The organism is Allorhizocola rhizosphaerae, from assembly GCF_003426775.1.
In the GTDB taxonomy this organism is placed as follows: domain Bacteria; phylum Actinomycetota; class Actinomycetes; order Mycobacteriales; family Micromonosporaceae; genus Allorhizocola; species Allorhizocola rhizosphaerae.
The window spans coordinates 1-26,772 of sequence record NZ_QJUG01000114.1 but is presented as its reverse complement, the minus strand read 5'-3'; the positions used below and the strand labels follow the sequence as shown (position 1 = coordinate 26,772).

24 protein-coding genes, 4 tRNA genes and 1 pseudogene are annotated in these 26,772 nt (G+C 65.9%); 5 read left to right on the top strand and 24 right to left on the bottom strand.

Translation table 11 applies throughout. The features are described from left to right. From DM816_RS23790 to DM816_RS23685, 21 genes are all read right to left on the bottom strand, one after another. Window positions 1-746, bottom strand: a 746-nt coding sequence (locus DM816_RS23790; protein WP_117212617.1) for a GTP-binding protein, incomplete at its 3' end; no start/stop codon positions are given. A gap of 29 nt (window positions 747-775) precedes the next feature. Next, window positions 776-1,246, bottom strand: coding sequence for a 30S ribosomal protein S7 (rpsG, locus tag DM816_RS23785; protein ID WP_117212616.1), 471 nt, complete (start codon window positions 1,244-1,246; stop codon window positions 776-778). A gap of 1 nt (window position 1,247) precedes the next feature. Then, the gene (gene rpsL, locus DM816_RS23780; RefSeq protein WP_117212619.1) at window positions 1,248-1,622 is read right to left on the bottom strand and encodes a 30S ribosomal protein S12; all 375 of its coding nucleotides are present in this window, start codon (window positions 1,620-1,622) and stop codon (window positions 1,248-1,250) included. A gap of 380 nt (window positions 1,623-2,002) precedes the next feature. Continuing rightward, on the bottom strand, window positions 2,003-2,950 hold the full coding sequence (locus DM816_RS44655; RefSeq protein ID WP_246002167.1) for a hypothetical protein: 948 nt from the start codon (window positions 2,948-2,950) through the stop codon (window positions 2,003-2,005). A gap of 27 nt (window positions 2,951-2,977) precedes the next feature. Then, window positions 2,978-3,304: a hypothetical protein gene (locus tag DM816_RS23770; RefSeq protein ID WP_117212614.1), complete on the bottom strand. Its 327-nt coding sequence runs from the start codon at window positions 3,302-3,304 to the stop codon at window positions 2,978-2,980. Between the two features lie 147 nt (window positions 3,305-3,451). After that, complete coding sequence (locus DM816_RS23765; protein ID WP_117212613.1) at window positions 3,452-7,321, bottom strand: DNA-directed RNA polymerase subunit beta'; 3,870 nt, start codon at window positions 7,319-7,321, stop codon at window positions 3,452-3,454. Window positions 7,322-7,327: 6 nt separating this feature from the next. Next, on the bottom strand, window positions 7,328-10,768 hold the full coding sequence (gene rpoB / locus DM816_RS23760) for a DNA-directed RNA polymerase subunit beta (protein ID WP_117212612.1): 3,441 nt from the start codon (window positions 10,766-10,768) through the stop codon (window positions 7,328-7,330). 417 nt (window positions 10,769-11,185) lie between these two features. Continuing rightward, the gene (gene rplL, locus DM816_RS23755) at window positions 11,186-11,578 is read right to left on the bottom strand and encodes a 50S ribosomal protein L7/L12 (RefSeq protein WP_117212611.1); all 393 of its coding nucleotides are present in this window, start codon (window positions 11,576-11,578) and stop codon (window positions 11,186-11,188) included. 149 nt (window positions 11,579-11,727) lie between these two features. Further along, a complete protein-coding gene (rplJ, locus tag DM816_RS23750) occupies window positions 11,728-12,258 on the bottom strand; it encodes a 50S ribosomal protein L10 (protein ID WP_117212610.1) in 531 nt (176 codons plus the stop codon). A gap of 251 nt (window positions 12,259-12,509) precedes the next feature. Next, window positions 12,510-13,223 carry a 50S ribosomal protein L1 gene (gene rplA, locus DM816_RS23745; RefSeq protein WP_117212609.1) on the bottom strand — a complete coding sequence of 238 codons (714 nt, stop codon included), beginning with the start codon at window positions 13,221-13,223 and terminating at the stop codon, window positions 12,510-12,512. A gap of 60 nt (window positions 13,224-13,283) precedes the next feature. Next, window positions 13,284-13,715 (bottom strand): 50S ribosomal protein L11, encoded by a 432-nt coding sequence (gene rplK, locus DM816_RS23740; protein WP_117212608.1) that lies wholly within the window; start codon window positions 13,713-13,715, stop codon window positions 13,284-13,286. Between the two features lie 91 nt (window positions 13,716-13,806). Beyond that, a complete protein-coding gene (nusG, locus tag DM816_RS23735) occupies window positions 13,807-14,496 on the bottom strand; it encodes a transcription termination/antitermination protein NusG (RefSeq protein WP_117212607.1) in 690 nt (229 codons plus the stop codon). A gap of 50 nt (window positions 14,497-14,546) precedes the next feature. Next, window positions 14,547-14,906 (bottom strand): preprotein translocase subunit SecE, encoded by a 360-nt coding sequence (gene secE, locus DM816_RS23730; protein WP_117212606.1) that lies wholly within the window; start codon window positions 14,904-14,906, stop codon window positions 14,547-14,549. A gap of 65 nt (window positions 14,907-14,971) precedes the next feature. Next, a tRNA-Trp gene (locus DM816_RS23725) sits at window positions 14,972-15,044 on the bottom strand. Between the two features lie 121 nt (window positions 15,045-15,165). Beyond that, window positions 15,166-15,570 (bottom strand): MaoC/PaaZ C-terminal domain-containing protein, encoded by a 405-nt coding sequence (locus DM816_RS23720; RefSeq protein WP_117212605.1) that lies wholly within the window; start codon window positions 15,568-15,570, stop codon window positions 15,166-15,168. Continuing rightward, the gene (locus DM816_RS23715) at window positions 15,567-16,016 is read right to left on the bottom strand and encodes a MaoC family dehydratase N-terminal domain-containing protein (protein ID WP_117212604.1); all 450 of its coding nucleotides are present in this window, start codon (window positions 16,014-16,016) and stop codon (window positions 15,567-15,569) included. Before DM816_RS23715 ends, DM816_RS23720 begins: the two co-directional genes overlap by 4 nt. A gap of 63 nt (window positions 16,017-16,079) precedes the next feature. Further along, window positions 16,080-16,247, bottom strand: a complete 168-nt coding sequence (gene rpmG, locus DM816_RS23710) for a 50S ribosomal protein L33 (RefSeq protein ID WP_117212603.1) — start codon at window positions 16,245-16,247, stop codon at window positions 16,080-16,082. Window positions 16,248-16,312: 65 nt separating this feature from the next. Further along, a tRNA-Met gene (locus DM816_RS23705) sits at window positions 16,313-16,385 on the bottom strand. Between the two features lie 31 nt (window positions 16,386-16,416). Continuing rightward, a tRNA-Thr gene (locus DM816_RS23700) sits at window positions 16,417-16,489 on the bottom strand. Window positions 16,490-16,537: 48 nt separating this feature from the next. Further along, the gene (locus tag DM816_RS23695) at window positions 16,538-18,991 is read right to left on the bottom strand and encodes a putative bifunctional diguanylate cyclase/phosphodiesterase (RefSeq protein ID WP_117212618.1); all 2,454 of its coding nucleotides are present in this window, start codon (window positions 18,989-18,991) and stop codon (window positions 16,538-16,540) included. Window positions 18,992-19,583: 592 nt separating this feature from the next. Then, a complete protein-coding gene (locus tag DM816_RS23685; RefSeq protein WP_162907763.1) occupies window positions 19,584-20,075 on the bottom strand; it encodes a tetratricopeptide repeat protein in 492 nt (163 codons plus the stop codon). Between the two features lie 82 nt (window positions 20,076-20,157). Here DM816_RS23685 and DM816_RS44650 point away from each other — a divergent pair, with 82 nt between their 5' ends. Beyond that, entirely contained in the window at window positions 20,158-20,427 is a 270-nt protein-coding gene (locus DM816_RS44650) for a hypothetical protein (RefSeq protein ID WP_246002165.1), read from the top strand. 113 nt (window positions 20,428-20,540) lie between these two features. Here the strand turns inward: DM816_RS44650 and DM816_RS45900 are convergent. Further along, window positions 20,541-21,044: pseudogene (locus tag DM816_RS45900) on the bottom strand (AfsR/SARP family transcriptional regulator); the annotation flags it as partial. A gap of 255 nt (window positions 21,045-21,299) precedes the next feature. Further along, complete coding sequence (locus tag DM816_RS23675; protein WP_162907761.1) at window positions 21,300-22,211, bottom strand: aromatic acid exporter family protein; 912 nt, start codon at window positions 22,209-22,211, stop codon at window positions 21,300-21,302. A 126-nt stretch (window positions 22,212-22,337) separates the two neighbouring features. Here DM816_RS23675 and htpX point away from each other — a divergent pair, with 126 nt between their 5' ends. Next, complete coding sequence (gene htpX / locus DM816_RS23670) at window positions 22,338-23,210, top strand: zinc metalloprotease HtpX (protein WP_117212598.1); 873 nt, start codon at window positions 22,338-22,340, stop codon at window positions 23,208-23,210. 32 nt (window positions 23,211-23,242) lie between these two features. Beyond that, on the top strand, window positions 23,243-23,887 hold the full coding sequence (locus tag DM816_RS23665) for a hypothetical protein (protein ID WP_162907760.1): 645 nt from the start codon (window positions 23,243-23,245) through the stop codon (window positions 23,885-23,887). Window positions 23,888-24,010: 123 nt separating this feature from the next. Here DM816_RS23665 and DM816_RS23660 read toward each other — a convergent pair whose 3' ends face one another. Next, window positions 24,011-24,505: a YajQ family cyclic di-GMP-binding protein gene (locus DM816_RS23660; RefSeq protein ID WP_117212596.1), complete on the bottom strand. Its 495-nt coding sequence runs from the start codon at window positions 24,503-24,505 to the stop codon at window positions 24,011-24,013. 93 nt (window positions 24,506-24,598) lie between these two features. On the opposite strand from DM816_RS23660, the gene DM816_RS23655 reads away from it, so the two are divergent. Together DM816_RS23655 and DM816_RS23645 are read left to right on the top strand one after the other, a co-directional pair. Further along, a tRNA-Tyr gene (locus tag DM816_RS23655) sits at window positions 24,599-24,682 on the top strand. 1,312 nt (window positions 24,683-25,994) lie between these two features. Continuing rightward, complete coding sequence (locus tag DM816_RS23645) at window positions 25,995-26,642, top strand: hypothetical protein (protein ID WP_162907759.1); 648 nt, start codon at window positions 25,995-25,997, stop codon at window positions 26,640-26,642. Window positions 26,643-26,772 lie beyond the last annotated feature (130 nt).

Genomic DNA, 26,772 nt, shown 5'->3' with positions numbered 1-26,772 from the left:
CGACGGATCGCGGGCTTGAGCTCGTCGACCGTGAACTCGTGGCCCTCGAGGTACTTCTCCATGATCTCGTCGTCGGCCTCGGCCAGCGTCTCGAGCAGCTTGACCCGCCACTCCTCCGCCCGGTCCTTGAGGTCGGCCGGGATCTCCTCGATGGCGTAGTCCTCACCCTTCTGGGTCTCGCCGCGCCACGTGAGCGCGCGCATGCCCAGCAGGTCGACGACGCCGATGTGGTCGGCCTCGAGCCCGATCGGGATCTGCAGCACGAGCGGGGTCGCGTTGAGGCGGGTCACCATCATGTCGACACAGCGGAAGAAGTCGGCACCCGTGCGGTCGAGCTTGTTGACGAAGCACATCCGGGGCACGCGGTACTTGTCCGCCTGCCGCCACACGTTTTCGGTCTGGGGCTCGACCCCGGCGACACCGTCGTAGACGGCGACGGCGCCATCGAGCACCCGCAGCGAGCGCTCGACCTCGACGGTGAAGTCGACGTGCCCGGGAGTGTCGATGATCTGGATCGTGTGGCCCTTCCACTCACACTTCGTCGCGGCGGAGGTGATCGTGATCCCCCGCTCCTGCTCCTGCTCCATCCAGTCCATGACGGCCGCGCCCTCGTGGACCTCACCGATCTTGTACGTGATACCGGTGTAGAACAGGATCCGCTCGGTCGTGGTCGTCTTACCGGCGTCGATGTGCGCCATGATGCCAATGTTGCGAGTCTTGGCGAGCGCGGCGTCTACGGCGGCCACTTTACGATCCCTTCAAAAGTTGGTTCCCACTACCAGCGGTAGTGAGCGAAGGCCTTGTTGGACTCGGCCATCTTGTGGGTGTCCTCGCGCCGCTTCACCGAGGCGCCGAGGCCGTTGCTGGCGTCGAGCAGCTCGTTCATGAGGCGCTCGATCATGGTCTTCTCGCGGCGGGCCTTGGAGTAGGTCACGAGCCAGCGCAGCCCGAGCGTGGTCGCCCGCGACTGGCGGACCTCGACCGGCACCTGGTAGGTCGCGCCACCGACGCGGCGGCTGCGGACCTCGAGGGTCGGCTTGACGTTGTCCATCGCGCGCTTGAGCGTCACGACCGGGTCGGTGCCGGTCTTCTCGCGGCAGCCCTCAAGAGCGCCGTAGACGATGCGCTCGGCGAGCTGGCGCTTGCCGTTCAGCAGAATCTTGCTGATCAGCTGGGTGACCAGCGTCGAGTTGTAAACCGGGTCCGCGGCCAGGGGACGGCGCGGAGCTGGGCCCTTGCGCGGCATGTCAGCTCTTCTCCTTCTTCGCGCCATAACGGCTGCGAGCCTGCTTGCGGTTGCGGACGCCCTGGGTGTCCAGCGAACCACGAATGATCTTGTAGCGGACGCCGGGGAGATCCTTCACCCGGCCGCCACGGACGAGCACGATCGAGTGCTCCTGCAGGTTGTGGCCGACACCCGGGATGTAAGCGGTCACCTCAATCTGGCTGCTCAGCTTCACACGAGCAACCTTCCGCAGGGCCGAGTTCGGCTTCTTGGGCGTGGTCGTGTACACACGCGTGCACACCCCGCGCCGCTGGGGGCTACCCTTCAGCGCAGGCGTCTTGGTCTTGCCTGTCTTCGCCTGGCGGCCCTTGCGGACCAGCTGCTGGATTGTGGGCACCGGGCTTCTCCGCTCCCTGTTGTCCATCCGCGACGTGTATCGCGGAAAACCTCTTTTTTCCAAGCCGCGTGTGCGGCCCGAGCTGCTGCGATCGGTCGGCACTCGGTGGCCTTCCGACCCCCGCGGTCGGGCGTGTCGTCCGGCGCACGGGCCCGGCGGCTCGAACTTGGCCGAGCAGACGGGATGCCTTTCCAATCGTGACGGCACGCGAGCGACCGCATGCACGCACGACGAGCCCAGGCATGCCTGGGCACGAAGGGAAAGAGTACCTAACCTCAACCCCGTCGGTCAAAACGGGTCCGAGCACACGGAACTCTTGCTCCGTTAGTCTACCCTCTACGCTCGCGACGCCCACATCGGATTCACACCGGTGAGGGGAATCACGAGCCGGAGGCGGACAGCAGCAGTGCGACCGCCAGCCCGATCGCGGCGAGCAGCAGGCCGGTGCCGCCACACGCGATCCCCGAGATCGCGTGGCCGCGGCCGGTCACGCCGCCGGCCGCACGCCTGATCTGGCGCAGCGACAGGATGCCGAGCACCACCCCGGCGATCCCGAGCAGCATGGCCAGCACCACGAACGCGCCGCTGACCAGGCCACCCCAACCATCGGACGCGCCGAGCAGGCCGAAACACCACACCGCACCGCTGACCAGGATCGAGCCGATGCCGGCGACCAGCGCGCCCACACCGATGCCGGAGACCATCTTCGGTACAGGAAGAATTGCCAAAAAGAATTTCTCTTCCGGTACCTGTTCAAAGCGCACCGGCGGGGGATACGGCACCGGCTGCGGCCTCGGCGGGGCATAACGAGGTGGCCAGTGTGCGGGCGGCTGGCCCGGATAAGGCTGCGCGCTATGGGGCACATGTGCCATTTGATGCTGCTGCTGGGGCTCTGGGGGCAGCGGCACACCATAAGGCCCAGGCCCACCACCCGGTCGCGCCCACCCTCCACTTGCGACAGTCGCCGCACCCGAGCCTCCCGCTGACGCCCCAGCGGCCGCATCAGTGCCGTCGCCATGTGACTCCGGCTCGCCGCCAGGCCGGCCTCCGGCTGCGGTCCCAGGGTCCGCGTCGCCCTCGCCTGCCTGTTCCGGCTCACCGACGACGATCGGCTGATCGCTCGCCGGTGGCGGTGTCTGCGCCTCTCCCGCCGTCGGCTCGGTCGCGGGCGCGGGCTGCTGCTGCGCGTCCACCGCGCTGGCCGGCTCGGACCGATGCACCGTGCCCGACTGCCACGGCTGCGGCGCGGGCCACTCCTGCGGTGCGGGCCACTGTTTGGGCGTCGCCGATTCTTCGTCCGGTGGCGGCGTAGACGAATTCTGCGTCACCCGGTGATCCTCCCACGCCCGCGCGAGTCAATCGACGCCAGGCGGAAAGTCCTGTTCCCGGCCGTCGACCCCGTCCAGCAGGAGCACCGTCACCAGCACCACCAACGCCGTGATCGCGAGTCCCACACCGGTCCAGGCGAGCCTGCGCCCCCAGAGCACATACTCCGCGCCCGTGCGCCAGCCCTGGCCCGAGGCCAGCTCAGCGTCCGCCTGCCGGGCCAGAATCAGCGCCACGGTCGCCGGGACCACCCCGCCCAACGCGACCCCCATGAACGCTCCGAGAGCACCCAGGCACAGCGCTGCGACGGCCTTCGTGTCGAGCACGGGCTCCGGATCGTCCGGATGTCGGCGCATAACTCCGACAACGACTGTGGGGTGTGGACGGTGATCGTCCACACCCCACAGTCAGCACTAGAAGTCTTCGACTCCGTTCAGGCGAAGCCGTGGTTTTGCGCGACCAGGGTCGGCCACCGTCGTGGCCGACCCTGGTCGCTGCGGGAATTATCTGTACGACCCGAAGTCGAAGTCGTCCAGCGGCACCGCGACACCGCTCGCCGGGCCGAAACCGTAGTCGGTCTCGCCGTAGGCGGTCATCGAGTACACCTTGGCCTTCGCCTCCTCGGTCGGCTCCACTCGGATGTTGCGGTACTTGGAGATGCCCGTGCCCGCCGGGATGAGCTTTCCGATGATGACGTTTTCCTTCAGGCCGATCAGCGAGTCGCTGCGCGCGTTGATCGCCGCGTCGGTGAGCACCCGCGTCGTCTCCTGGAAGGACGCGGCCGACAGCCACGACTCCGTCGCGAGCGACGCCTTGGTGATGCCCATCAGCACGGGACGCCCGGCCGCCGGCTCGCCACCCTCGGAGACGATGCGGCGGTTTTCGGCTTCGAAGTTGGCCCGGTCCACAAGCAGACCCGGCAGGAACTCCGTCGCACCCGACTCGATGATCGTCACCCGCTTGAGCATCTGGCGGATGATGATCTCGATGTGCTTGTCGTGGATCATCACACCCTGCGAGCGGTACACCTCCTGGACCTCATTGGTCAGGTGGACCTGGACCGCCCGCGGGCCAAGCACGCGCAGCAGCTCGTGCGGGTCGATGGTGCCCTCGGTGAGCTTCTCGCCGACCTCGACATGATCGCCGTCGTGCACCCGCAGGCGCACCCGGTTGGAGATCTTGTCGTGCACGATCTCGTCACTGCCGTCGTCCGGCACGATCACGATCTTCTTCGAACGGTCGCCCGCCTCGATCCGGATCCGGCCCGCGGTCTCGGCGATCGGCGCCTTGCCCTTGGGCACGCGCGCCTCGAAGATCTCCTGGACACGCGGCAGACCCTGGGTGATGTCCTCACCCGCGACACCACCGGTGTGGAACGTCCGCATCGTCAGCTGTGTGCCCGGCTCACCGATGGACTGCGCGGCGATGATGCCGACCGCCTCGCCGACGTCCACCAGCTTGCCCGTGGGCAGCGAGCGGCCGTAGCAGGCGGCACACACACCCAGCTTGGACTCACAGGTGAGCACCGACCGCACCCGCACCTGCTCGACCCCCGCCTTGACCAGCTGGTCAACGATGATCGAGTTGAGGTCGGTGCCCTTCGGCACGCCACCGGCGTCCTCGGCCAGCGTGCGCGCGTGCCCGCCGGTCTCGGCGTGCTCGTGCACGATCAGCTCGCCGGTCTCCAGGCGCGTGCCGATCTGCATCGGGATCGCCCGGTCGGTGCCGCAGTCCTCCTCGCGGATGATCACGTCCTGCGACACGTCCACCAGACGCCGGGTCAGGTAACCCGAGTCGGCGGTCCGCAGCGCGGTGTCGGCCAGACCCTTGCGGGCGCCGTGCGTGGAGATGAAGTACTCCAGCACGCTCAGACCCTCGCGGTAGGACGACTTGATCGGACGCGGGATGATCTCACCCTTGGGGTTGGCCACGAGACCACGGATCGCCGCGATCTGCCGCAGCTGCAGCAGGTTGCCTCGGGCGCCCGAGTGAATCATGCGCCACAGCGGGTTTTCCTGCGGCAGCGACGTCTCGAGCTCCTTGGCCACCTCGTTGGTCGCCTTGGACCACAGCTCGATCAGCTCGCTGCGCCGCTCCTCCGAGGTCATCAGACCGCGCTGGTACTGCTTGTCGATCCGGTCCGCTTCCTTCTCGTAGCGCTCCAGGATCGTCCACTTGCGCGGCGGCGAGATGACGTCCTCCATGCCGATGGTCACGCCCGACCAGGTGGCCCAGTGGAAACCGGCCTCCTTGAGCGCGTCCAGCGTCGCGGCGAGGGCCACCTTCGGGTAACGCTCGGCGAGGTCGTTGACGATCCCCGAGAGCTGCCCCTTGCGTACCTCATAATTCACATAGCGGTACCCGGCGGGAAGCGTCTCGTTGAAGAGCACCCGGCCCAGCGTCGTTTCGAGCAGCACCGGGTCGCCCGGCTTCCACCCCTCGGGGGCCTCCCACGGTTTGCCCGGCCCGTTGTCGACCTCCGGCACCTCGGTCAGGCGGATCTTCACCGGCGTCTGCAGGTGCAGCTCGCCGCCGTCGAATGCCATGATCGCCTCGGCGTCGGAGCTGAACACGCGCCCCTCGCCGATCATGCCCGGTCGCTCGTGGGTCAGGTGGTACAGACCGATGATCATGTCCTGGGTGGGCATGGTCACCGGCTTGCCGTCGGCCGGCTTGAGGATGTTGTTGCTCGACAGCATCAGGATCCGCGCCTCGGCCTGCGCCTCGGCGGACAGCGGCACGTGCACGGCCATCTGGTCACCGTCGAAGTCCGCGTTGAACGCGGTACACACGAGCGGGTGGATCTGGATGGCCTTGCCCTCGACCAGCTGCGGCTCGAACGCCTGGATGCCCAGCCGGTGCAGCGTGGGCGCGCGGTTGAGCAGCACCGGGTGCTCGGTGATGACCTCTTCGAGGACATCCCACACCACGGGCCGCTGCCGCTCGACCATGCGCTTGGCCGACTTGATGTTCTGCGCGTGGTTCAGGTCGACCAGGCGCTTCATCACGAACGGCTTGAACAGCTCCAGCGCCATCTGCTTGGGCAGACCACACTGGTGCAGCTTGAGCCGCGGGCCCACGACGATCACGGAACGACCGGAGTAGTCCACGCGCTTGCCGAGCAGGTTCTGCCGGAACCGCCCCTGCTTGCCCTTGAGCATGTCGCTCAGGGACTTCAGCGGCCGGTTGCCCGGACCCGTGACCGGACGCCCACGGCGGCCGTTGTCGAACAGCGCGTCCACGGCCTCCTGGAGCATCCGCTTCTCGTTGTTCACGATGATCTCGGGGGCACCGAGATCGATCAGCCGCTTGAGCCGGTTGTTCCGGTTGATCACGCGACGGTACAGGTCGTTCAGATCGCTGGTCGCGAACCGGCCACCGTCGAGCTGCACCATCGGGCGCAGGTCCGGCGGGATCACCGGCACGCAGTCGAGCACCATGCCCAGCGGCGAGTTGCCGGTGGTCAGGAACGCGGCAACGACCTTGAGCCGCTTGAGCGCGCGCAGCTTGCGCTGCCCCTTGCCCGAGCGGATCGTCTCGCGCAGCGAGTCGGCCTCGGCGTTGAGGTCCATGTTCTGCAACAGGGACTTGATCGCCTCGGCGCCCATGCCGCCGGTGAAGTACTCACCGAACCGGTCACGCAGCTCGCGGTAGAGCAGCTCGTCGGTGACCAGCTGCTTGGAATCCAGCTTGCGGAACGTGTCGAGCACCTCGTCCAGGCGGTCGATCTCGCGCTGCGCCTTGTCACGGATCTGGCGCATCTCGCGCTCGCCGGCCTCCTTGACCTTGCGCCGCACGTCGGCTTTGGCACCCTCGGCCTCAAGCTCGGCCAGGTCCTGCTCCAGCTTGACGGCCCGCTTCTCGACCTCGGCGTCACGCGCGTTTTCGGCCTGACGCTTCTCGGCGAAGATCTCGTTCTCGAGCGTGGTCATGTCGCGGTGACGCGCTTCGGTGTCAACGCTCGTGATCACGTACGAGGCGAAGTAAATGATCTTCTCAAGATCCTTCGGAGCGAGATCCAGCAGGTACCCGAGCCGGCTCGGCACACCCTTGAAGTACCAGATGTGCGTGACCGCCGCCGCGAGCTCGATGTGACCCATGCGCTCACGGCGCACCTTAGACCTGGTCACCTCGACGCCGCAGCGCTCACAGACGATGCCCTTGAACCGGACCCGCTTGTACTTGCCGCAGTAGCACTCCCAGTCCCGCTGCGGACCGAAGATCTTCTCGCAGAAGAGTCCGTCCTTCTCGGGCTTGAGCGTGCGGTAGTTGATGGTCTCCGGCTTCTTGACCTCACCATGCGACCAGCGGCGGATGTCCTCGGCGCCTGCCAAGCCGATCCGCAGCTCGTCAAAGAAGTTAACGTCCAGCACTCTTCCCTACACCTCGTCCACGGTGAGCAGGCCCTCGTTGGGCCTTCTTGCCAGGTCGATACCGAGCTCCTCCGCCGCGCGGAACACCTCGTCGTCGGTCTCGCGCATCTCCAGGGCCACACCGTCGCTGGAAAGCACCTCAACATTGAGACACAGCGACTGCAGCTCCTTGAGCAGCACCTTGAACGACTCCGGGATGCCCGGCTCCGGAATGTTCTCGCCCTTGACGATCGCCTCGTACACCTTCACCCGGCCGAGCACATCGTCGGACTTGATGGTCAGCAGCTCCTGCAGCGCGTAGGCCGCGCCGTAGGCCTGCATCGCCCAACACTCCATTTCACCGAAGCGCTGGCCACCGAACTGCGCCTTACCACCCAGCGGCTGCTGAGTGATCATCGAGTAGGGACCGGTCGAACGCGCGTGGATCTTGTCGTCGACCAGGTGGTTGAGCTTCAGGATGTAGAGGTACCCGACCGAGATCGGATCCGGGAGCGGCTCCCCCGAGCGGCCGTCGAACAGCTTCGCCTTGCCCGACTCGCCGATCAGCTGCTGGCCGTCGCGGTTGGGCAACGTGCTGGCGAGCAGTCCGGCGATCTCGTCGTCGTTGGCGCCGTCGAAGACCGGCGTCGCCACGTTGGTGTTGGGCTTGCCCTCGTCCGCGCCGATCGCCTTGAGCGCCTTCTTCCAGTCGGAGTCGGTGCCGTCGACCTTCCACCCGGTCTTGGCGACCCACCCGAGGTGGGTCTCCAGCACCTGGCCGATGTTCATCCGGCCCGGCACACCGAGCGGGTTGAGCACGATGTCGACCGGCGTGCCGTCCTCAAGGAACGGCATGTCCTCCACCGGCAGGATCTTGGAGATGACGCCCTTGTTGCCGTGGCGGCCCGCGAGCTTGTCACCATCCTGGATCTTGCGCTTCTGTGCGACGTAAACCCGGACCAGCTCGTTGACGCCCGGCGGCAGCTCGTCGCCGTCCTCACGGGAGAACGTGCGGACGCCGATCACCGTGCCGGTCTCACCGTGTGGCACCTTCAGCGACGTGTCACGGACCTCGCGCGCCTTCTCGCCGAAGATCGCGCGGAGCAGCCGCTCCTCCGGGGTCAGCTCGGTCTCACCCTTGGGCGTGACCTTGCCGACCAGGATGTCGCCCGGCACGACCTCGGCGCCGATGCGGATGATGCCGCGCTCGTCGAGATCGGCGAGCATCTCCTCGCTGACGTTGGGGATGTCGCGGGTGATCTCCTCCGGGCCCAGCTTGGTGTCGCGGGCGTCGACCTCGTGCTCCTCGATGTGGATCGAGGTGAGGACGTCCTCCTGCACCAGGCGCTGGGACAGGATGATCGCGTCCTCGTAGTTGTGCCCCTCCCACGGCATGAAGGCGACCAGCAGGTTGCGGCCGAGCGCCATCTCTCCGTTTTCGGTGCACGGACCGTCCGCGATCACCTGGCCGGCCTCGACCCGCGCGCCCTCGGCCACGATCGGCTTCTGGTTGACACACGAGCCCGAGTTGGACCGGCGGAACTTGTGCAGCAGGTAGGTCCGGCGGTAGCCGTCGTCCTGGTGCACCGTGATGTAGTCGGAGCACAGATCCTCGACCACGCCGCCGACCTCGGCGATGACGACATCACCGGCGTCGGTGGCCGCACGGTATTCCATGCCCGTGCCGACCAGCGGGGACTCCGCCTTGACCAGCGGCACCGCCTGACGCTGCATGTTGGCGCCCATCAGCGCGCGGTTGGCGTCATCGTGCTCGAGGAACGGGATCATCGCGGTCGCGACCGACACCATCTGGCGCGGCGAGACGTCCATATAATCCACCTGCGACGGCGGCACCTGGTCGACCTCACCGCCCTTGCGGCGCACGAGCACCCGGTCTTCGGCGAACGAGCCGTCGGGGTGGAGCTTCGCGTTGGCCTGGGCCTTGACGAAGCGGTCCTCCTCGTCGGCGGTCAGATAGTCGATCTGGTCAGTGACCTTGCCGTCGACCACTTTCCGGTATGGCGTCTCGACGAAGCCGAACGGGTTGACCCGCGCGAACGTCGACAGGGCACCGATCAGCCCGATGTTGGGACCCTCCGGGGTCTCGATCGGGCACATCCGGCCGTAGTGCGACGGGTGCACGTCGCGCACTTCGAAGCCGGCGCGGTCACGCGACAGACCACCCGGGCCGAGCGCCGACAGGCGGCGCCGGTGGGTCAGACCCGCGAGCGGGTTGGTCTGGTCCATGAACTGCGACAGCTGCGACGTGCCGAAGAACTCCTTGATCGCGGCCACCACCGGCCGGATGTTGATCAGGGTCTGCGGCGTGATCGCCTCGACGTCCTGCGTGGTCATCCGCTCGCGGACGACGCGCTCCATCCGGGACAGGCCCACGCGGACCTGGTTTTGGATGAGCTCGCCGACCGTGCGCAGCCGCCGGTTGCCGAAGTGGTCGATGTCGTCGGCCTCGTAGCCCTCCTCGCCCGCGTGCAGGCGGCAGAGATACTCGACCGTGGCGACGACGTCGTCCTCGGTGAGCGTGCCCGTGGTGATCGGCACGTCGATCTGGAGCTTCTTGTTGAACTTGTACCGCCCGACCTTCGCCAGGTCGTAGCGCTTCGGGTTGAAGAACAGGTTGTCGAGCAGCGTCTGCGCGTTCTCACGCGTCGGCGGCTCACCCGGGCGCAGCTTGCGATAGATGTCGAGCAGGGCCTCATCCTGGCCGGCGACGTGATCCTTCTCCAGGGTCACCATCATCAGCTCGGACCAGCCGAAGCGCTCGCGAATCTGATCGGCGCTCCAGCCGATGGCCTTGAGGATCACCGTGACGGCCTGACGGCGCTTGCGGTCGATCCGGACGCCGACGGTGTCACGCTTGTCGATGTCGAACTCGAGCCAGGCGCCCCGGCTCGGGATCACCTTGACGCTGGTGAGGTCGCGGTCGGAGGTCTTGTCGGGCTCCTTGGTGAAGTAGACACCCGGGGAGCGGACAAGCTGGCTCACCACGATGCGCTCGGTGCCGTTGATGATGAAGGTGCCCTTCGGCGTCATCATCGGGAAGTCACCCATGAACACGGTCTGGCTCTTGATCTCGCCAGTCGAGTTGTTGGTGAACTCCGCGGTCACGAACAGCGGCGCGCAGTAGGTGAGGTCCTTCTCCTTGCACTCCTCGATCGAGGCCTTGACCTCGTCGAAGCGCGGGTCGGAGAAGCTCAAGGACATGGTGCCGGAAAAGTCCTCGATCGGGCTGATCTCCTCGAGGATCTCGGCCAGTCCCGAGAGTGCATGAGGTTCGTTAGCTGAGCGGGTCTGCCAGGCCTCGTTGCCGACGAGCCAATCAAACGACTCTGTCTGGATGGCGAGGAGATTAGGGACTTCGAGGTGTTCGGTGATCCGTCCGAATGAAATCCGGCGAGGAGCGAACGCGCTCGACGAGCGACTGGTCTTCGCAGGGCGGGAGGCTGCCAAGATACGTCCTTCCGAGGACCGGTGGTGCAACGGCCGTTTTGCGAGCACCCCGACAAACCCTGACCGTTACATCCGCGAGGACATTAAGGGCAGGGACCAGCCGAAGGGCAGCGCAAACTAGCAGTGTAGCCGAAAGGCAGATCCCTGTCGAGTCCCCACGGCAGGCTTTCGCAGAACGTGCCGTGGAACACCGGTTGCCGGTGCCGGCCGCGCTCTGCGCCACAATCCGTGGCGACTTCCGCACCACAGGTCTTACCCGTAAAAGCCTGCATGCCCATCCCGGTCCAGTCAAGCCCTTCCACGACAAAGGGCGGGTAACCCGCAGGTAACCCGCCCTGTTGTCGAGTCGGCTTCAAGTCACAAAGACTTATGGCCTTCTTTCACTTGAGCCTTTGCTTGAAGGGAGACCCCGCTCAATTACTTGAGGGAGACCTTCGCGCCCTCGGCCTCAAGCTTGGCCTTGGCCTTCTCGGCGGCCTCCTTGTTGACCTTCTCCAGGATGGCCTTCGGCGCCGCCTCAACGGCGTCCTTGGCCTCCTTCAGGCCCAGGCCGGTCAGCTCACGCACGACCTTGATGACCTGGATCTTCTTGCCGCCGTCACCCTCAAGGATCACGTCGAACTCGTCCTTCTCCGGCTCGGCCTCGGCGGCGGCAGCGCCACCACCGGCACCCGGCGCGGCGGCGACCGCGACCGGCGCGGCAGCCTTGACGTCGAACGTCTCCTCGAAGGTCTTGACAAACTCGGACAGCTCGATCAGCGTCATCTCCTTGAACGCGTCGAGCAGCTGGTCGGTGCTCAGCTTCGCCATATCAGGCAACCTCTCTCTGTTTCCTTGCGCGTGCTAAAGCAACGCGCGGGCAATGCCGCCCGGGATGTCGACGCCTCGGCAGGATCGATCTTGCAAACGGAAGAGCGTGTTGCAAGATCGACAAGCCGAAACGTCGACGGTGACACCGCCTATTCGTTTTCGTTCTCGCGCTTGGCCCGCAGAGCGTCGACCGTGCGCACGGCCTGTGCCAACGGCGCCTGGAACAGCGCTGCGGCCTTGCTCAGGTTGGCCTTCATGCCGCCGGCGAGCTTCGCCAGCAGAACCTCACGGGACTCCAGGTCGGCAAGCTTCGTGACCTCGGCCGCCGAAAGCGGCTTGCCCTCGAAGACGCCGCCCTTGATGACGAGCTGCGGGTTGGCCTTGGCGAAGTCGCGCAAGCCCTTGGCCGCCTCAACCACGTCACCGGAGACGAAGGCGAGCGCGGTAGGACCGGTGAACAGATCGTCGAGACCGGCAAGACCGGCGTCGGCCGCGGCGCGCTTGGCGAGCGTGTTCTTCGCCACCGTGTAGGTCGCGCCGCCCAGCGAGCGGCGAAGCTCGGTGAGCTGCTTCACGGTCAATCCGCGGTACTCGGTGAGCACCGTGGCGTTGGACGACTGGAACTTCTCGGTCAGCTCGGCAACGGCACCGGACTTGTCGATACGGATCTTGTCCGCCATGTCCCCTCCTCTCTCTCGTGCTCCTGGCTGGTCGATGCGCAACAAACGAAAACGCCCCGGCGCAGGGCGCACGGGGCTTCACGGCACGAGTGCCGAAAGGCTTGCCATCACATCCCTGCGCGGGCCGCCCGCGCAAGCGGGACCTTCGCCTGTGTGCGAACACAGTGACCAGCGGTCTTTGGGTGGAACTCGGATACTTTACCTGACGCGGGGCGCCGCTTGCACAGCGCCCTGCGTCACACCAGACCCGCCTATTCGGCCGTGGCCTCGGTCAGGTTCTTGATGATGTTGGGGTCGACCGGGATGCCCGGACCCATCGTCGTGGTCAGGAAGACCTTCTTCAGGTACTTGCCCTTGGCGGCGGACGGCTTGGCCCGCAGCACCTCGTCGAGCACCGCCGCGTAGTTCTCGACCAGCTTCTCGGCCTCGAACGACGCCTTGCCGATGATCAGGTGCAGGTTGGAGTGCTTGTCCACCCGGAAGGTGATCTTGCCGCCCTTGATCTCGTTGACCGCCTTGGTGATGTCCATGGTCACGGTGCCCGTCTTGGGGTTGGGCATCAGACCGCGCGGGCCCAGGATCCGCGCGATCCGACCGATCTTGGCCATCTGGTCGGGCGTGGCGATGGCGGCGTCGAACTCCAGCCAGCCACCCTGAATGCGAGCCACCAGCTCGTCGGTGCCGACCGCGTCTGCGCCCGCCGCCTCTGCCTCCGCCGCCTTGTCACCGGCGGCGAACACGATCACACGGGCCGTCTTGCCCGTGCCGTGGGGCAGGTTGACCGTGCCGCGAACCATCTGGTCCGCCTTGCGGGGGTCGACGCCGAGGCGCATCGCGACCTCAACCGTGGCGTCGAACTTGACCTTGGTGGTCTCCTTGGCGAGCTTGATCGCCTCTGCGGGCGTGTAGAGCTTCGAACGATCGACGAGCTCCACGCTCTTGCGGTAATTCTTGCCGTGCTGCATGAGTTTCTTATCTCCTGTGGTCGTTGGCGGGCCCGAGAAAAGGGCCCTCCCACTGTGGTTTCAGTCTTGGACGGTGATGCCCATGGAGCGGGCGGTGCCGGCGATGATCCGCTCGGCCATGTCCAGGTCGTTGGCGTTGAGGTCGGCCATCTTCTTCTGCGCGATCTCGCGCACCTGCTCGCGGCTGACCGAACCGACCTTCTCCTTGTGCGGGACGCCCGAGCCCTTGGGCACGCCGGCCGCCTTGATCAGCAGCTGAGCGGCAGGCGGGGTCTTGAGCACGAAGGTGAAGGTGCGGTCCTCGTAGACGCTGATCTGCGCCGGGATGATGTCGCCGCGCTGGGACTCTGTCTGGGCGTTATACGCCTTGCAGAACTCCATGATGTTCACGCCGTGCTGGCCGAGCGCGGGACCCACCGGCGGGGCCGGCGTCGCCTGTCCGGCCTTCAGCTGCAGCGTGAAGGTCTTGACGAGTTTCTTCTTCGGAGGCATGTCTCTTCCTGGGCTTGGTTTGATTGCGTTCACCGAAAACGGCCCATGCACGGTCAGCATGGGCCGGACGTTCTAGAGTAACGTACTCGAATTAGATCTTGGAAACCTGGTTGAAGTTGAGCTCAACCGGGGTTTCCCGACCGAAGATCGACACCAGCACCTTGAGCTTCTGCTGATCGACGTTGATCTCGCTGATCGTCGCCGGCAGGGAGGCGAAGGCGCCGTCGGTGACTGTGACCGAGTCGCCCACCTCGAAGTCGACCACGCGCACCTCGGGCTTGGCCTTCTTCGGCCCGGCCTGCTCGACCGCCGGAAGCAGCCACTTGAGCACCTCGTCGAGGCTCAGCGGGGCGGGCCGGTCGGCCCGGTCGGTCGAACCGACGAAGCCGGTGACCCCAGGCGTGTTGCGCACACACGAGTAGGACTCGGGCGTCAGGTCCATCCGCACCAGCAGGTAGCCGGGGAAGACCTTGTTTTGCACCTGCGTGCGCTTGCCGTTTTTGACCTCGATCTCCTCGCGCGTCGGGACCTCGACCTGGAAGATGTATTCCTCCATGTCCAGCGAGGTGATCCGGGTCTCGAGGTTGGCCTTGACCTTGTTTTCGTAGCCGGCGTAGGAATGCACGACATACCAGTCGCCGGGCGCGAAGCGCAGCTTCTGGCGCAGCTCGGCCGCCGGGTCGAACTCCGCCTCTTCAGCGTGCCCCGCGGCCACCGCCACCGACGCACTGCCCGCAGCGGTCTTGTCGGTCTGATCGGTCGTCTCGTCGTACTCGGACACGCTTACTCACTTCCACACTTTTACGGCGCGGTTTGTCCCGCACCACGACTCTACGGCTTCGGGTTACCGAAGACGAACAGCACGCCCTTAGCGTAGGCGAAGTCCAGGCCGACGACGATCGCGGTGATGAACGAGACGAAGACCACGACCACTGCGGTGTAGGTCAGCAGCTCGTTTCGGGTCGGCCAGATGACCTTGCGCAGCTCGGCGATGACCTCGCGGAAGAAGCGGCCCAACCGGCCGAAGAAGCCCACCCTGTCCGGGTCGGACTTGGTCTTCGTCTTGAGGGCCGTGCCGCCCTTGGCCTTGTCGTCGTCGGCAGCAGCGTCGTCATCGACAGCGTCATCGAACACGTCTTCGACATGCTCGGCCGCGGCGTCTTCGTCACCGCGTCGGTTGCTCTCGGCCACTTCGACCCTACTTCCATGCTCGGGGTGCTGCACCCTGCATCAAACGCCCATGGTGCACATAGACGCAGGGGCGACAGGACTCGAACCTGCAACCTGCGGTTTTGGAGACCGCTGCGCTGCCAATTGCGCCACACCCCTAAGAGCGTCCCCAAGTCTGGGGAAGCCCCACGAGAGCTTCCCCAATTTCGGGAAGCCCTACGGCCGACCAGTGTACGGGCACAGGGGCGGGCAGGCCAACCGGTACCCCACTGAAAAACGGTCAAAACTGCTTGACCTTCGCCCTGGCCTGGGCAAGCACTTTTTCGCCGCGACATACGGCGGTCAATTCGAGCGTGGCGAAGTCGGCGTCAGCCGCCTTGACCACCGCCGTGAAGCTGATGTCGGTGCCCTCGTCGGTGTCGGGAACCGGTACCGGACGGGTGAATCTCACTCCAAAGTCGACGATCGCGTCGCCCGTCCCGGCCCAGACCGCGACCGCCTGGCCGGCAAGCGCCATGGTGAACATGCCGTGCGCGATCACACCCGGCAGCCCGACGGACGTGGCGAACCGCTCGCTCCAGTGAATCGGATTGAAGTCGCCCGACGCGCCCGCATAGCGGACGAGATCGGCCCGGGTGACCTGAAAGATCTGCTCGGGCAGGACCTGGCTCTGCTCGAATCTCATGCGCTCTCCCCCCGCACCACGGTCTTGTGCCAGACGGTGGCCACCAGCTCATCGGCGGTCGTGCGGACCTCCTGCCGGGTGGTCAGAAAGTCGTTTCCGGCGCGCGTCATGATCTCCTCGATGTGGTTGACCACGACCAGCTCGTCGCCCGCCACGACCGGGCGGTTGTAGGAGAAGCGCTGATCGCCGTGCACGACGCGGCTGTAGTCGACGCCCAGATCCGGATCCAGGACGATCACCTTGAGCGCGGCCATGGTGAGCACGATCGGGAAGGTGGGCGGCGCCACGACGTCCGGATAGCCCGCCGCCTTGGCGGCCTCCGGATCGAAGTGCAGCGGATCGGTGGCCCCGATGGCGGTCGCGAACTCGCGGACCTTCTCCCGCCCCACCTGGTAGGGCGCGGTCGGCGGATAGCTGCGCCCGACGAACGACTGGTCTAACGGCATGCTGAGAAACCTACGCCAAAAGGGGTGGCCCACAGTGGACCACCCCTTGGAAGAGTGCGTCGGTCAGCGCGTCTCGCGGTGCGCCGTGTGCTTGCCGCAACGCGGGCAGAACTTCTTCAGCTCAATGCGATCCGGGTCGTTGCGGCGGTTCTTCTTGGTGATGTAGTTGCGCTCCTTGCAGTCCGTGCACGCCATGGTGATCTTCGGACGGACGTCGGTTGCCTTGGCCACAGGAGTGCCCTCTCACTTGCTCGTCGAACTTTGTGGTGCTGGTTTGCTGCCAGGTTGTGTAGCTGTAGCGGTGGCCGGACTTGAACCGGCGACACAGCGATTATGAGCCGCTTGCTCTGCCATCTGAGCTACACCGCCGCCGTGTGGTGGGCCGAGAAAGGCCCGTCCGAGCCCCCTTACGGAATCGAACCGTAGACCTTCTCCTTACCATGGAGACGCTCTGCCGACTGAGCTAAGGGGGCGAGTGCCTCGATAAGAGTACACGTAGCCCTGAGCAACCGGAAATCGGGTTAGCTCACCGCCCGCAAGCGGCGAACCTCGCCCAACGGGGTGGGCTCGGCATCGGTCTGCACGCCCAGCCAAGCCTCCAGCCGCTCGTAGGGCAGCGGGCGGGAGAACAGGAAGCCCTGCCCGATGTGGCAGCCGATCTCGTCGAGCAGGCCGAGCGTGAGCTCGCTCTCCACGCCCTCGGCCACCACGGCGAGGCCGAAGTGGCGCGAGATGTCGACCACGGCGCGCACGATCGCGAAGTCGCCCGGATCGGTGGCCATGCCCTGCACGAACGACCGATCGACCTTCACCTCGTGCACCGGCAACCGCCTCAGATAAGACAGAGATGAATATCCGGTACCGAAATCGTCCACGGAGAGCCGAACACCAAGATCATATAGACGATGCAGGGTCGGCAGATGACGATCTATGCCCTCGACCACGCCGTCCTCGGTGATCTCCAGCGTGAGCCGGTCGGGCGCCACCCCATAGGCCTGGAGCAGCTCGTCCACCCGGTCGGCGAAGTCGGTGTCATGCAGCGTGCGCGGCGACAGGTTGACCGCGACCGACAGCGGTCGCCCGGCGTCCACCCACTGCCGGGCCCGTCGCAGGCCCTCGCGCAGCACGAACTCGGTCAGCCGGCCCAGCTGCCCGGTGTGCTCCGCCACCGCCACGAAGTCCTCGGGGGCGACCGCGCCGTGCGTCGGGTGCTCCCACCGCGCCAGGCACTCCACGCCCACCAGGCGCCGGTCGGGCAGGCTCACCTTGGGCTGGAAGTACACCTCGAGATCGTCGTTGTCCAGAGCTCGCCGCAGGTCGCCCGCGAGACCGAGCCGGCGCACCGAGCGCGACTCCAGCGCGGGATCGAACAGCTGCACGCCGTTGGCCGAGGACTTCGCCGAGTGCGTCGCCACATCGGCCCGCTGGAGGAGCATCGCCGGGTCGGAGCCGTGATCGGGGTGCAGCGAGATCCCGGCGGCCGCGTCCACATCGAGCGTCAGCGTGCCGATCGTCATCGGGTCCTGCAGCTGGCTGCGCAGCGACGTGGTCAGCGCGAGCGCGGCATCGGCGCTGGCCGCCCGCAGCATCACCACGAACTCGTCCCCACCGACGCGCCCCACCAGCGCGGCGGGCGGGGCGATCGCGCGCAGCCGCGTGGCCACCTCAGCCACCAGCCGGTCGCCTGCCGCGTGCCCGAGCGAGTCGTTGACATCGCGCAGCCCGTCCACATCGAACATCAGCACCGCGACAACCTCGCCATGCGTGCGCACCCGCACCGCGTCGTCGAGCGCCTGGATCATCCGCCGCCGGTTCGGCAGCCCGGTCAACGCGTCGTGATAGGCGTCGAACCGCAGCCGATCGACCAACCGGTTGTTTTCCACCGCCACGGCCGCATGCGCCGCCACCGCCTCCAGCAGCCGCACGTCCGCCTGCGCGAAGTGGCTGTGATCGCCGAGGCGGCCGGCCGCTTCGAGGGTGCCAATGACCGCTGAACCCGCACGCAGCGGAACGATGATCGCGTCTTTGATGCCCGCTTCGCGCAACAGAACCCGCTGCTGTTCGTCTCCGAGCCGTTGCCCGGCCGCGACCGTCTGTCCAGACTCGAGCGCCTGTTTGCGCATGGCCTCGGGTGCGGCCGCCACGTCAAGCAAGCCGTGATCGTCCGGTCGCGCGCTGAGCAGCACCTCGACGTGCCGACCCTGGGCAGGAAGCCACAGCGTCGCATATTCGGCTTGCAACAGTCGACGCACGCGGGCGAGCAAGACATCGGGAAGCGTCCCGTCGTGTGGCGCGTCGGAGATCGCCCGCGTGAGGTCGTAGATCTCTGCGAGCGTGCGGTGCTGGTGAGCGGCCTGCGCGTAGGCCCGGTAGGCGACGACAAAGCAGGTCAGAAGAGCCACCAGCAAGAGCAGCGACCACAGATTTTGCTGCAGCACAAGCAGCACCACGAGCCCGACGGTAATGTTGATCAGCGCGACGACGACTCCCGGCACGACGGTGCCGACCAGCTCATGAACGGGTGTCCTGCCCTGCACAAGCGTAATGACGCCAATGACACCACAGAGCGAAATCAGGAGATTTCCCAGCACCGCCGCCAGGAGCACCACCCAGGCCTGTGGCGAAGTCGCATCCAACGGCGAAAAGGCGGCAACCAAGAATGCGGCGAAGGCTGCCCCACACGCGTGCAGCGCGACGTTGAAACCCATCTTCGCCGCAGGGTTCCGCCGGTAGAGCTGAAGGACAAGCGAGACCAGGACACGGGCGAGCACGACGGTGATCGGCGGCAGATAGGCGAGCGCGAGCACCAACGGGATCTCGAGCGGGGTCAGCATGAACCCCTGGCGGCGGACCTCAAACTGCAGCCGCGTGGTCTCGGCGGCGAAGAACAGGATGCAGAACAGCAGGCCAAGCCACCAATTTCCCAATGGCTCCGCCGAGATGTTCGCGATTAACGCCAGCAGGCCCGCGGTCATCACGGCAAGCGGGCCTGTCACAAGCCAGGCGAGCTCAGCGGACCGGCGCACAGGTGCTTTGGCTCTCACCGCCCCAGCCCGCCTCGTAGTCGGTAGCGAACAAAACTAGTGCCAGCTGAAGTCGCTTCCCGTGAGGGCAGCCGTCTGCTGGGCGGGTGGCTCCGAGTGCCACGTAAAGTCGTCCGTCTGCTGTTCAACCCCGTCTGCAACCGGTGCAACGACAGTAGTGTCAACCTGGGCCGCGCCGCTAAAGGCAATGCCGAATGCTGCAATAGCCGCAGCGCAGCCGATCACGCGGCCAAGTCTGCCAGTGCGCATCTTCGACTCCATTTAAAACGGTCTCAGGTCATAGGACTATACGGATCGTGCCACAGTCCCAAGCACTCAGGAAAGCCTACCCGGCGTGCCACACCGACGACACGCGGAATTATAGCTGTTCGGTGACGTTATGTCCCTAACGGGGCAGGCTCCAAGACTGTACAAACTCAACCGCGAATCCAGGTGAACGACCTCCGTCCGGACATAAATTCCATCCGTTAGTCCATGCCGTCGACGTCAAGATTGCCATGGGAACGCGCCTCAAGGTGTCGGATCAATCCGATTGTTTCCATTTCTCCCTGTCGGTAGCCCGTCTTCTGATGACTGGCGAGCGCGGCACGGGCCAGTTCGCCGGCCGCAGCCGCGTTTCCCTGATCAATCTCGATTTGGCCAATAATGTCAATGCCCGCCCCTCAGCCACCCTGTGACCGCCCTGCCGAGCCAAAGCCAATCCACGGCCCGCACTTTCCCGCGCTCTCTCCAGTTCTCGCATTTCTCGCAGGACCGTGGCGAGCGCCAATACGGGGACGATTTTGGGATAGGTTGCGCCGATAAGCCCGTCCGCGATTTGGAGTGCGACCTCGTGGTGGGACCTCGCCTCGGCGAGATTGCCCATGGCCGCGCGGATCCGCCCGGTCAATACCAAGCCCATGATCTCGGCCCGACCGTTTCCGACATCCCGTGCGAGCTCCATGGCACGTTGCGCCGCGTCGGTAGCCGCGTCATATCGACCCTGTGCGAGATGGACGTCGGCCAAATCTGCCATGGCGTAGCAGGTCATGGAAGCTGTAACGGTCGGGACCGGTCTGGTTGAGCAGGTGAGCACTTGTCAGCCGACTTAGGTGGCGTTGCGCAATCTGGACCGTGAGGTCGGCCAGCACGGCGACCGACTCGGCGGTGAAGTCCGGTCCCGGGACGAGGCCGAGGAAGCAAAAGGTCCGCCCGATGTCAGGCTCGATGTCCTGATAGGACTGGTCGAAGGTCGCCTGGACGGCGGTCTGCGGGTCGTCCTCGATGGCGAGGGCGCCGAGCCGGTCCCCACCGCCCAGGAGCGCCTGGACGTGAGCGGCGATGGACCGGTGCGGATGATCATTGAGGTTGGCCGCCGCGACCCGTAGCGCCAGTGGGAGATATGCACAGGCGGCGAGATCGGCGAGGGCTCGCGGCTCGGACCCCGCGCGTCCGCGAGCAACGTTCTGGTGCTCAGATAGATCTCCAGCGCCTCCGCCTGACGACCGGCGCGATAGAGAGCCAGCATCAGGTGACCGCGAAGGTCTTCGCGATGGGGATGAGCATCCGTCAATGCGCGCAATTGTGGGATCAGCTCGTGATGCTTGCCGGCTTCCAGCTCGGCTGCGATGTGCGCAGCCTCGACACGCAGGCGCTCCTCGTCCAAGCGCTGGGCAGCGTCCGACACGGGTGGAAACTCCCTGACGTCCTCGAAGGCACGCCCTCGCCACAGGCCGAGCGCCTCCCGCAGGCGCCCTTGCGGCATCAGCTGCGCGAACTCGGCCGCGTCCAATTCGCCCGGCGCGGCGATGATGCGGTATCCGGCCGGCTCATGCGCGATGCGCGTCTGCTCACCCAACGCGATCCGCAGCCGGCGCACATAGACCTGGATCGTCTTGCGGGCGGCAGGCGGGCAGTCCATTCCCCAGAGGGCGGACATCAGCTCTTCCAAGGCCACACACTCGTTGGCATTCGCCAGCAACGCAGCCAGCAGCCGCCGCTGCATCGCCGGTCTCAGCGGCAGCGGCCGGGATTGACCGCCCTCTACGGATAAGGGCCCCAACACCCGGAAGTACACCATTAGCAGATTAGGTCACGCGTTCCGCCCGCGCTGTCCCCTTGGTATCGATGGACATCACGCAACCGATACGCAACCAGGGCGCACGAGACTGTTGGCCTGACTCAGTGGCAGGGGTCAGGAGGCAATACCAACGGGGGGCGGCTGCGGCGGTGGTGACGATCGCCTCAGCCGCCGGGTTGCTCAGCTGTATGAGGGCCGGCGCAGCATCTGGTCAGCGTCGTTGACCGGCACGCCGGTCGCGATCAGCAGGTCGAGCACGGCCGCGTCGGCGCTGGCGGCGACCGTGGCGGCGGAGATGGACAGCGGTTGGGCGCGCATGACGTCGACCCAGCGCCCTGCCGACACGAGCAGGGGTCTGGCTCCGTGCAACTGCCCATCGGTGTGCATCTCGTCGCGAAGCACGGCCAGCCCGTCGGCGAGCGTTTCGAGCATCTGTGGCAGGCCATTGGGCACGGGCTCGCCGGTGCGCAGCACTCCCCACCACGCGTGCCGGGCCATGGTGCGGATGTCCCTGACGGCGAAGTCGATTTCCTTGGCTGTCGCCAGGTACCCGGCTAAATCCCGGCCTGACAGGCGGGTCAGCACGGCCGAACGGCGGACCTGGAGCAGCACCTCCTTCAATCTCTGCAGATCGTCGTCGGACTCGTTGAGCGCGAAGACGGCGGCACCCGCGGCGGAGGGGTCGCCGGTGCGCAGGGCGGAGGCGATGGCTCGGACGTTGGCCGCGAGGCGGGTGAGCACGGGCTCGATTGCCTCATTGACCAGGCGAATGGGGTCGCGCGGGGTGGTGGTGTAAGCCACGGACACCGCGACGACGGCCCCGATCAGCGCGTTGAGCGCGGCATGGCTGGTGGAGAAGTGCGGAATGAACAGCGTGGTCACCAGCGCCCCGTTGACCTCGCCGAATAGCAGCAGCCACAGCCCGCGGTGGTGCGGCGCGCACAGCACCTGGATCAGAGTGATCGCGGTCAGGGGTGCGAACAGGGGGAAGCCGTGGCCCATGGCCAGCCCGAGCGCCGTCGCCAGCACTCCCGCGGAGCCGACTTGGATCAGCGTCGTCTTCAGCTCGCGCGGGGACAGCATTGCCCCCATTCACCTGATTGTGACGATTTTTCGCAAAAGCGCAAGTGACCGGTCCAGCATGTTCACAGCGTTTCCGAGGAAGATCGACCGGGCACGGCCACGTTGAACCGGGTAGCCCACATCGAAGGAGTTAACGTGCGAAGTCACAACGGCCTCAAGACAGCGGCCCTCCTCGGGCTGCTCACCGGACTCATCCTGCTCGTCGGGTACCTGCTCGGGGGCAGCGGCGGCGTGGTCATCGCCGGCATCATCTCGCTGATCATGAACGGCGTGAGCTACTTCTTCTCCGACAAGCTGGCCCTGCGCTCGATGGGCGCGCGGCCGGTGAGCGAGCCGGAGTTCCCGCAGCTCTACCAGATGGTCAGGGAGCTGTCGACGCAGGCCGGGCAGCCGATGCCGCGCCTGTACGTCAGCCCCGTCATGCAGCCCAACGCGTTCGCGACCGGGCGCAACCCGCAAAACGCGGCGGTGTGCGTGACGGAAGGCATCGCGCGCGTCCTGGACTACCGCGAGCTGCGCGCCGTCATCGGGCACGAGCTCGCCCACGTGTACAACCGCGACATCCTGATCTCCAGCGTGGCGGCCGCACTCGCCGGGATCATCACGATGTTGTCGTATTTCGCCTTCTTCATCCCGATTGGCGGCGGCGACGACGAGGACGGCATCAACCCGGTCGCCCTGCTGCTCATGCTGATCCTCGGGCCCATGGCCGCGACCATCATCCAGCTCGCGATCAGCCGCAGCCGCGAATACCAGGCCGACGCGTCGGGCGCCGAACTGAGCAACGATCCGCTGGCATTGGCGAACGCTCTGAGAAAGATTCATCTGGGTACCCAGCGTTTGCCCCTGCCCGCCGAGGGGCGCCTGGCGAGCTCGGCCCATCTGATGATCGACAATCCGCTGCGGGGCGGCGGGATCGCGAGCCTGTTCTCGACCCACCCGCCGATGCAGGAGCGCGTGCGGCGCCTGGAAGCCATGGCCCGCTCCAGCGCCATTCAGTACAGATAGGCACGTTGGCGGGGGCCGATAGGCTCCCCGCCATGGCGCACCCTCCGCGAGTCAAACTCTCCACCGGCCCTTCGGGTTCGGTGAAGGCCATCACCATCGTGGTGGCACTGGTCATGCTGGGCATCGGGGTCTCCGTCGGACTCATGGCATATGGGCTGGCGTTCGGCGGGCGAGAGGTCATCGGCTCGTCGCTGCCCGACGGTAAGTGGCATGTGGACGAGAACGGGAAACTCGTGCCGGGGCCGGGCGCCGAGGGATCCAGCGCCACGCTGATGAGCTTGGCCGGGGCCGGCGCGCTGTGCGCGCTGATCGTCGTGCTTGTCGCGGTGTACCTGGCGCTGCGCGTGCTGCGCACGGGCGCCTGGCTGGAGGGCTCGGTGCTGCACATGCGAGGCGGATTGCGTACCAGAAAACAGGATTTGGCAACGGCGGGCATCGAGGGCGGGACGCACGACGTGAGGTCGCAGCGGGTCGAGGTGATGACGGTGACGGATCCCAAGACGGGGCGCCGCATGACGCTCCCGCTGCGCGGGAGTGGCCTGACCCTGCTGCCGTCGGAGCAGTTGCGGATGCTGGCCAACGCCATCACCAATCACCGTGTCCAAACTGGACCGGACGATCGGGCGTTCGCGATCGCGGAGCGGCTGCGCGGGTTCGCCAACGACCCGTTCTCGTAACTATCTTGGCTTAGTCGCGATTGGCACATTGCAAGGCTTGTGCAAGTAGCAAGTCGCATAGCATCGTGTACCGCGTCCCGCCGCGAAGATGTGGGTCATCAGCGCGGCGGGACCCACCAGCGCCTATCGATAGTTGGTGAACTGCAGGGCCACGCCCAGGTCGGCGCCCTTCAGCAACTGGATGACGGCCTGCAGGTCATCCTTCTTCTTGCCGGTCACGCGCAGCTGGTCGCCCTGGATCTGGGCCTGCACGCCCTTCGGCCCCTCCTCGCGGATCTTCTTCGAGATCGCCTTCGCCTTCTCGGCGTCGATCCCCTGAACGATCTTGCATTCGATCTTGAAGATCTTGCCCGAGGCGCGCGGCTCGCCCGCGTCCAGCGACTTGAGCGAGATGTTGCGCTTGACCAGCTTCTCCTTGAACACCTCAAGCGCCGCCTTGGCCCGATCCTCCGTGCCGGCCTGGATGGTCACCGCCTCCTCCCCAGCCCAGTCGATCTCTGCGCCGGTGCCGCGGAAGTCGAACCGGGTCGCCAGCTCCTTCTGGGCCTGGCGGAGCGCATTGTCTGCCTCCTGCCGGTCTACCTTGCTGACGATGTCGAAGGACGGGTTAGCAGCCATGCGTACCGTTTTAGCAGACTCGCTGTGACCATGCTCCAACCCGGTTGCACATTCCCCCACCGATGCCGCTATTCTTACGAGCGCACAAACCCAGGCGGGTTGCCCGAGTGGTCAATGGGAACGGTCTGTAAAACCGTCGCGAGAGCTACGTTGGTTCGAACCCAACACCCGCCACCAGGTGCAAAAAGCGCCCCCAACCTGCGAGAACAGGTCGGGGGCGTTCGCACAGGTGTCTTACTCCGTCCCACGGGATCTAACTGAGGCCCGGCCGTCACGGCAAATGCGCGGCAAAGTTTCCCGCGCCGCCTACGTGCGGAAACGATGGCGCCGCCAGCGCGATGCCCATGCGCTTCAGATCTAGATCAACATCACCGAAGATACACTTGGCATACGCCCGCAGGAGAACCGCGACCGAGTTGCCGGCCCACTTAGCGAACCGGGTCCGGGCGACGCCGGCAGCGAGGCAGAGGCTTAGGCAGAAGTGCCGAAGGTCGTAGGGCCTGTGCGCCACGGGTGAGGCGGCCTCCTGTGGCGTCAGAACACGAAAAGCCCTCCAGTTGGGGCGTATCCTCCGCTACTCCGGCCAAGAGTCGTTCTATCTGTTCCGGGTTGGCCACGACCCGCATGTCGACCTCTTCCTCGATCTTTGGCCCGCTCCATGTAAGCCCTGCCATGGGATGGGCCTGAAAGAGGCGTAGCTCCACCCGTATCGCAGGCATCCGGATAATACCGCCCGCTTACGGGCCACAGCCATTTCACCGCTTCCGCCAACCGTGCGGGCGGTTCACCGTTGGCACGGCGAGCCTTGAAGAAGGCCCAGCCGTAGGGGTGCTGCCCCTTGAGCTTCAGGTGCTCCGGCCTTCGTGGCTACCAATGCGGGCGTCACGGTCGCCAGCGCATCAGCGATACTCTTGTGTTCCTTCGGTGAGACATGCGGCCATCGCATGTCGACAAAGGCCATAGCGAGCTGGCTGGGTGCGGCCACCACCTTATTGCTGTTGCCGATGGTGTTTGTCCTCGGCAGCCGGGGCTGTGCCGGTGCTGACCGGTGGCGGTGCTTCGGCCACGGCAGGCGTGATTGCGGAATATCGCGGCGGTCTGCAGTTGGTGGCCAGGGTTCTCGGCGCTGATCGACCGCGTCACAAGGTGCGGTGGCAGCGTTAGCCATCTTCGCGGTCGGCTTCCTATTTGATCTGCTCTCCCCCTGGGCTGGAAGTAAAGCTGGCGAGGTTGCTCAGGGCGGCCATTTTCGCGGTTGACGTCGAGGCGATGCGCGTTGTTGCCCACTACGCCCACAATGGTGCGGGTGGGATCAGTGCTTACCTATCTACGCCGCGTCTGGGCTGTCCGGAATGTAGGCCGTCGCAGGCCGTTGCCGTGGCTTCCTTCCATCCTGATCGTTTCAGCTGCAGTGGTGGGCGGGGGTTGGCTGGCCTTATATCTGCTCACCGATTGGACTGCCACCCAAACCGGCAGTACGCCGCCCACCATGAGTAGCAAAGACGCCGCCACGCTGAAGCTTGAAGCGATCCGTACCGCGTTGACCGTTGCGGCAGGGATTGGCGCGGCTGCGACCTTGCTGCTGGCCTTTCGCCGTCAGTCCACCACCGAGCAGGCCCAGCACTTCACCGAACGTGATGCTCAGGAACAGCGCATTACCGAGCTTTACGTTGCCGCTGCGGCCCAATTGGGCAGCGACAAGGCGGCCGTGCGCCTAGCGGGCCTCTACGCCCTGGAGCGGGTCGGCCAGAATAACCCGCACATGCGCCAGACAGTCGTCGATGTCATCTGCGCCTATTTGCGCATGCCCTACACCCCACCACGGCACATTACTCAGCCCGGCCCTGCACCCAAGCGGACACGTATCCGTACCACGCCCGCACAACGCGCCGACATCCTCCGGCAGCGCACCGAGCAGCAGCAGGAGTTCCAAGTCCGCCAGACGGCACAACGCCTGCTTGCCACGCACACCCACCTGCGCAACCTCAACCAAGAACCCGAAACCTTCTGGCGCACCCCTCAGCGCCAACCCATGGACCTCGACCTCGCGCGGGCCAACCTCACCGACTTCAACCTCAGCCACTGCCATGTCGGCAACCTTGACCTCAACCACGCCAACCTCCACGAGACTGTGTAACGAACGGTGTTTCCGGCACCGACACGCTGAGTGAGGACTCGGCGGGAAAGGTGCCGTGATGACCACCACCACGACGCTGCGTGAAGCCACACTGGATGTTGTGGCATCGAAGAAGCGACCTGTGTCCAGC